Raw genomic sequence first — 6,060 nt, 5'->3', positions numbered from 1 at the left:
AACGACACGGCAAGACTCCCACCCCGGACACCGCCAGCCACGACCGACACAAGTCACCAACACGACCGCCGCGCCCACGATCGCCCACACCCGAGCGACCACAAACCGCAACAGCCTGACCCGGGCCCGCTCCGTCGGCACTTGCTCACGACGCAGCCGGGCTCCCAGGAAGTGCCGACGAGGCGCGCCGCTGGAGCGCGCTCGGTCGGCACTTCCGCGGTCGAAACCTCAGATCAGTGCTTTGACCTGTTCGATGGTCTTGACCGGGTCGGCGGTCATCGGGTTGACCTGCAGGTGGGACACGCCGGCCTCCTTGAGGGCGGCGATCTGCTCGGCGACATCGCCCTCGCTGCCGACCAGGCTGATGTCGGCCAAGAGTTGGCGCGGCACGGCGGCGGCGGCCTCCTCCTTGCGACCGTCGAGGTAGAGGTCCTGGATGACCTTGGCCTCGTCGGGATACCCGTAGGCGACGCAGATGTCGTTGTAGAAGTTCTTCCCCCGGGCGCCCATGCCGCCGATGTACAGCGCCAGCTGCGGACGCAGGCGGTCGAGGATGGCGTCGGCCTTGTCGCCGGCGTACTCATCGCCGATCGCGCACGCGCCGCCGGCCGAGATCTGCAACGCGCCGAGCGAGGGATCGCGCTTCTCGCGACCGCGGGCCAGGTCGGCGCCCCACACGTCGTTGGCCTTGCGGGGGTCGAAGAAGATGGGCAGCCAGCCGTCGGCGAGGCGGGCCGTCTCGGCGACGCTCTTGCCCTTCACGCTCGCCCAGAAGATCGGGATGTCGGCCCGCTTGGGATGGTTGATCAGCTTCAGCGGCTTGCCGAGCCCGGTGCCCTCGCCGGGCGGCAGCGGGATCGTCACCGCCGTGCCCTTGTACACCACCGGCTCGCGGCGCCACGTCATGCGGCAGACCTCGATGTAGTCACGGATGCGCGGCATCGGGTGGGCGTAGGGAACGCCGTGGAAGCCCTCGATCACCTGCGGACCCGACGCTCCGAGACCGAGCACGAACCGGCCGTCGCTGACGTAGTCGCATCCGGCGCCGGTCTGGGCCATCGCCGTGGCGGTCCGGGAGAACACGTTCAAGATGCCCGTGCCGATCTCGATCGTCGACGTCTTGGCGGCCAGGTAGCCCACCTGGCTCACGGCGTCGAACGAGTACGCCTCGGCGATCCACACCAGGTCGAGACCGGCCGCCTCGAGATCCTGCACGCGTTGGACGTCAGCTTTGAAGTCCCCGGAATAGTTGACCGACATCGCCAGCTTCATGCCGGCGACCGTACTCCGACGGTGTTGAGATTCCCGGACCGGAACCCCTCGAGATCGAGGGTGACGTAGCGGTATCCGGCGGCCTTCACGCCGTCGACGATGGCCACCCGATCCTCGATGGCTCGAGCCAGTTCGCCGACGCCGATCTCGATGCGCGCCGTCTCGCCGTAGTGGCGCACGCGGACGTCGGTGAACCCGAGCCGCTTGATGGCGGCCTCGGCCCGCTCGACGGCGGACAGGACGCCGATGGTGACCGGCGTGCCGGTCGGGATCCGGCTGGCCAGGCATGCCGCCGCCGGCTTGTTCCACGTGCGCAGCCCGAGCTGCCGTGAGGCGTCGCGCACGTCGTCCTTGCTGAACCCGGCGGTGACGAGCGGGAACTCGGCGCCGGCCTCGAGCGCCGCCCGCTGGCCCGGGCGGTGGTCGGTGAGGTCGTCGGTGTTGACGCCGAGCACCACCGTGGCCCCCTCCGCCGCAGCGAGGGGGCCGACCACGTCCATCAGCTCCGCCTTGCAGTGGTAGCAGCGGTCGCTGTCGTTGAGCCGGTAGGCGGCACGCGCCATCTCGTCGGTCACGACCGGCGTCCAGCGCATGCCCCACTCCTGGCGCAGGGCATCGCAGTCGTCACGTTCCGAGCCGGCGAGCGATGGCGACACGGCCGTGACGGCGTGGGCGCGGTCGCCGAGCGTCTGGTTGGCGACGGCGGCGAGGAAGGCGGAGTCGGCGCCGCCGCTGAAGGCCACGACGACGCGCCCGAGTCGCTGCAACTCGGCGCGCAGGGCATCGAGCTTGCTGTCGAGCGCCGGGTCGATCACACGCTGGAGTCTGCCAGCACCGGCGCCGATCCCGACTCGGCGGGCGGGGTCGGTGCCCGCCGCCGTTCGACCATCGCCACGATGCCGATCGCCGAGAGGACGACCACCGACGGCTCGGCCGGAGCGCGGATCCGGTGCGCGCCGTAGAACGCGATCGTCGTGAGGAGCACGGCGATCACCGGCACGAGGAGCCACCACCGGGCGGCCAGTCGTCGCCGCGCGGCGCGACGCCACCCGGCGACGGCGCACAGTGCCAACACCCACCAGCACACGATGCCGGCCCAGGCCGCTGCCCGGTCCTTCTCCTCACCGGTGTCGAGGTAGAGCAGCGAGTCGATCCCGTACACGTCGAGGGCACGTCCGATGCGCGCCATCACGACGATGGGGACCCGCCCGAGGTGGTCGCGGACGTAGTCGACCGCCTGCTCGCGGCGCTCCAGCGACTCCTCCGAGGGGTCGGGATCCCAGGGATCGTGCCCGAGCCCGCCGGCGCGCAGCGGACCGAGGCACAGCACGTCCCAGCCGCCGACGTCGCGGTAGTAGGTGATGTCGCAGTTGGCGCCGAGCAGCGTGTTGCCGTCGTTGGTGGTGAGCAACACCCGTTCCTCGAAGCGCCCGGCGTTGTAGATCGTCCACGGCATGAGCGTGGCGATCGTGCCGGCGAGGATCGCGGCGGCCGGCCAGATCCGCAGGCTGCGCCGCCGGCCCACGACGAACGACACGGCGGCGAACCCGAGGGCGAGCAGGGCGATCTCGCTGCGGGCCAGTGCGGCGAGGCCGGTGACGAAGCCGAGCAGGAGCCCGTTGGCCACCGTCGGGCGGCGATGATGACCGAGGGCGACGTACAGGGCCAGCGACACCAGCAGCACCGCCGGTGTCTCGGACATCACCAACGAGTCGTTGATCCACAGGTTCGGATACACCGCGGCGATCGCCGCGGCGACGAGGCCCACGCGTTCCGCGGTGGTCACCCCGAGTCCTCCGATCGTCACGGCGCGCCGGCCGACGAGGCCGATGACGGCGACGGTCACGATGCCCAGAAGCGTGATGCCGAGTCTCTGGGCGTTGACGCCGTCGCCGCTTCCGAGGCTCCACGGCGTGAGATAGAGCGACGTGAGCGGGCCGTGCTCGGCGCCGGGGAAGTCGGTGAGGTTGTGCTTGAACCAGCTGCCCTCGGCGTTGAGGCCGGCCTGGATCGAGTAGTACATCGAGTCGTTGAGCAAGAGCGGTCGGTTCCACTTGAGCACGAACAGGTAGAACAGCCGCCACGCCGCGCCGACCAGCGTGATCACGGCCAGGCGTCCGCGGAACGTCGTCAGCGCCTCCGCGACCTTCCCTCGCACCTCCGGGACGGTAGCCCCAGGGACCCACCCGAGTGTCGAGCGCCCAACGTCCGGACATCCCACACTCCGGCGCGCTTCAACACTCGGATGGGTCAACCGACCAGCGACCGGAGCGAGCCGAGAACGACCTAGTTGACGTTTCGTTCGCGGCCGACCCAGAAGGGGGCGCGGAGGTCCTTCTTGAGGATCTTGCCGCTCGGGTTGCGAGGCAGGGCGTCGGTGAAGTCGACGCTCGTCGGGCACTTGAACCTGGCGAGCTGGTCACGGGCAAACGTGATGAGCTCGTCGGGGGTGAGTTCGGCTCCTGCGGCGAGGACGACGATCGCCTTGGGTGTCTCGCCCCACTTGTCGTCGGGCACACCGATGACGGCCACGTCGGCGACGGCCGGGTGGCTCATCAGGACGTTCTCGACCTCGGCCGGATAGATGTTCTCGCCGCCCGACACGATCATGTCCTTGACCCGATCGTGGATGTACACGTAGCCGTCGGCGTCGAGGTACCCGGCGTCGCCGGTCCGGAACCAGCCGTCGGCGTCGATCGCGTCGGCGGTCGCCCCCGGGTTGTTCCAGTAGCCCTTCATGATCTGGGGACCGTTGACCCAGATCTCGCCGACCTCGCCGGCTGTCGTCACGTCGACACCGGTGTCGGGGTTGACGATGCGCAGCCCGACGCCGGGGCCGGGCAGGCCGCACGATCGCAGGCGGTGGCGGTTCGGACCGTCGAGGTCGTGGTCCTCGGGTGGGAGGTGGACGATCGCCCCGGTCGTCTCGGTGAGTCCGTACACCTGGGTGAAGTCACAGCCGAGCAAGGCGACGCTCCGCGACAGCACGTCCTCGCTGATCGGCGACGCCCCGTAGGCGATCAGTTGCAGCGACGAGTAGTCGGCGTCGGCGGCGCCGGGCGTCATCAGCAGGAATTGCAGCACGGCGGGCACGACGAAGGCGTGCGTGATGCCCTTGGTGGCGAAGAGCTGCACCAGCTGGGCCGGGTCGAGCTCGCGAAGGATCACGCTGCGGGCGCCGACGAACTGGCCGGCGATCGCCCAGCCGCTGCCGCCGATGTGGAACAGCGGCATGGCGACGAGGTTGACCGAGTTCTCGTCGAACCCCCAGAGCTCGGCGCCGGTCGGCAGGAGGCCGAGGAGGTTGTCGTTGGTGAGCATGACGCCCTTGGGGCGGCCGGTGGTGCCGCTGGAGTACAGCTGCAGCACGGTGTCGTCCGGCGCCGAGGGCACGTGAGGATCGACGTCGGCGTGCGACTCCACCCAGCTCTCGTAGTCGGCGATGTCGGGCCGGTCGGGATGACCGCCGATCACGATGAGCTGGATGCCTGCGGGGAGGTCGCCGGCGATGGCGTCGAGCACCGGCACGAAGTCGGCACCGACCACCAGCACCTTGGATTCGCAGTCGTTGACGATGAAGGCGACCTCGGGCGGCGCCAACCGCCAGTTGACGTCGACGGGGATGGCGTTGAGCAGCGCTGCGCCGTAGCTGATCTCGAAGTGCTCGAGGCCGTTCTTGTCGAGGAAGGACACGTGGTCCTGCGGTCCGACTCCGGCGGCCTGGAGGGCCGTGGCGACCCGGCGCGACCGCTCGTAGAGACGGGCCCACGACACCTCGGCATCCCCGAGGACGAGAGCGATGTCGTCGGGTCGATCCCCGGCGTACGTGCGGACGATGTCGGCAAGGGTCGTGATCGGCATTGCGCAAACGTAGTCAGCCGCGTCGGCCCGCTGGGCGACGCTGCTCCACGTTCTGTCGCCCGATCCGCCGTCGTCTCGGGCGGTTGGAATTCCGCTCGCGCGTGGCGAAGTAACGTCGGCGACATGCGGTACGGGTTCGTGGTTCCCTGGGCCGACGCCGACGCGATCGGTGACCTCGCGGCCACCGCCGAGGAGTCCGGATGGGACGGCCTGTTCGTGTGGGAGCCGGTGTGGGGGGTCGATGCCTGGATCGCCCTCGCGCTCGCCGCCGTCCGCACCTCGCGGGTGCGTCTCGGGACCCTCCTCACGCCACCGTCACGGCGGCGGCCCTGGGAGTTGGCGAGCCAGGTCGCCACCGTCGACCGCCTGTCCGACGGGCGCGTCATCCTCTCGGTGGGCCTGGGAGCCATCGACTCCGGCTTCGACAAGTTCGGCGAGGAGTGCGACCGCCGGATCCGCGCCGAACTGATGGACGAGTGCCTCGACATCGTGACCGGACTGTGGGCGGGGCAGCCGTTCAGCTACGACGGCAAGCACTACACGGTGCGGCCGACCGAGTTCCCGACGATCGGCGACATCGTGCAACGACCACGCGTCCCGGTGTGGTGTGTCGGCGCCCTGGACCATCCGAAGTCGATGAAGCGGGCGCTGTCGTGGGACGGGCTGCTCCCTCAGGTCGGTGGCAACTCGCATCCGTCGCTGAAGCAGATCGAGGCGATCCGCGAACAGGTCGGCGACCGCCCCTACGACATCGTCATCGAGGGTCAGGGGTCCGAGCACTCCCCGGCGGCATGGGCCAGCGCCGGCGCCACGTGGTGGATCGAGAGCATGTGGAGCGCGGTCAACGAGACCGACGCCGCCCTCGCCGCCAACGACCGTCTGCTCCAGGGGCCACCGCGCTGAGCACAGATTTCGAGCGTCGTTAGG

5 protein-coding genes are annotated in these 6,060 nt (G+C 69.9%); 1 reads left to right on the top strand and 4 read right to left on the bottom strand.

Annotation, left to right across the window (positions count from 1 at the left end):
* Positions 1-228: 228 nt before the first annotated feature.
* The 4 genes from DN771_RS27540 to DN771_RS27525 all read right to left on the bottom strand — a co-directional run bounded on the left by DN771_RS27540 (position 229) and on the right by DN771_RS27525 (position 5,133).
* Positions 229-1,272, bottom strand: a complete 1,044-nt coding sequence (locus DN771_RS27540; RefSeq protein ID WP_117000788.1) for an LLM class F420-dependent oxidoreductase — start codon at positions 1,270-1,272, stop codon at positions 229-231.
* The gene (gene larE / locus DN771_RS27535) at positions 1,269-2,087 is read right to left on the bottom strand and encodes an ATP-dependent sacrificial sulfur transferase LarE (protein WP_117000787.1); all 819 of its coding nucleotides are present in this window, start codon (positions 2,085-2,087) and stop codon (positions 1,269-1,271) included. Before larE ends, DN771_RS27540 begins: the two co-directional genes overlap by 4 nt.
* Complete coding sequence (locus tag DN771_RS27530) at positions 2,084-3,430, bottom strand: ArnT family glycosyltransferase (protein WP_117000786.1); 1,347 nt, start codon at positions 3,428-3,430, stop codon at positions 2,084-2,086. Before DN771_RS27530 ends, larE begins: the two co-directional genes overlap by 4 nt.
* Positions 3,431-3,558: 128 nt before the next feature.
* On the bottom strand, positions 3,559-5,133 hold the full coding sequence (locus tag DN771_RS27525; RefSeq protein WP_117000785.1) for a long-chain-fatty-acid--CoA ligase: 1,575 nt from the start codon (positions 5,131-5,133) through the stop codon (positions 3,559-3,561).
* Positions 5,134-5,256: 123 nt separating this feature from the next.
* Between DN771_RS27525 and DN771_RS27520 the strand changes: the two genes are divergently transcribed.
* A complete protein-coding gene (locus DN771_RS27520; protein WP_117000784.1) occupies positions 5,257-6,036 on the top strand; it encodes an LLM class flavin-dependent oxidoreductase in 780 nt (259 codons plus the stop codon).
* The last annotated feature ends 24 nt before the right edge of the window (positions 6,037-6,060 follow it).

The organism is Desertimonas flava, from assembly GCF_003426815.1.
GTDB lineage: Bacteria > Actinomycetota > Acidimicrobiia > Acidimicrobiales > Ilumatobacteraceae > Desertimonas > Desertimonas flava.
This window is presented reverse-complemented; position numbering and strand designations above follow the sequence as displayed.

Coding starts and splice junctions, on each gene's coding strand:
- DN771_RS27520 (WP_117000784.1), top strand. CDS start 5,257: ATGCGGTACGGGTTCGTGGTTCCCTGGGCCGACGCCGACGCGATCGGT.
- DN771_RS27525 (WP_117000785.1), bottom strand. CDS start 5,133: ATGCCGATCACGACCCTTGCCGACATCGTCCGCACGTACGCCGGGGAT.
- DN771_RS27540 (WP_117000788.1), bottom strand. CDS start 1,272: ATGAAGCTGGCGATGTCGGTCAACTATTCCGGGGACTTCAAAGCTGAC.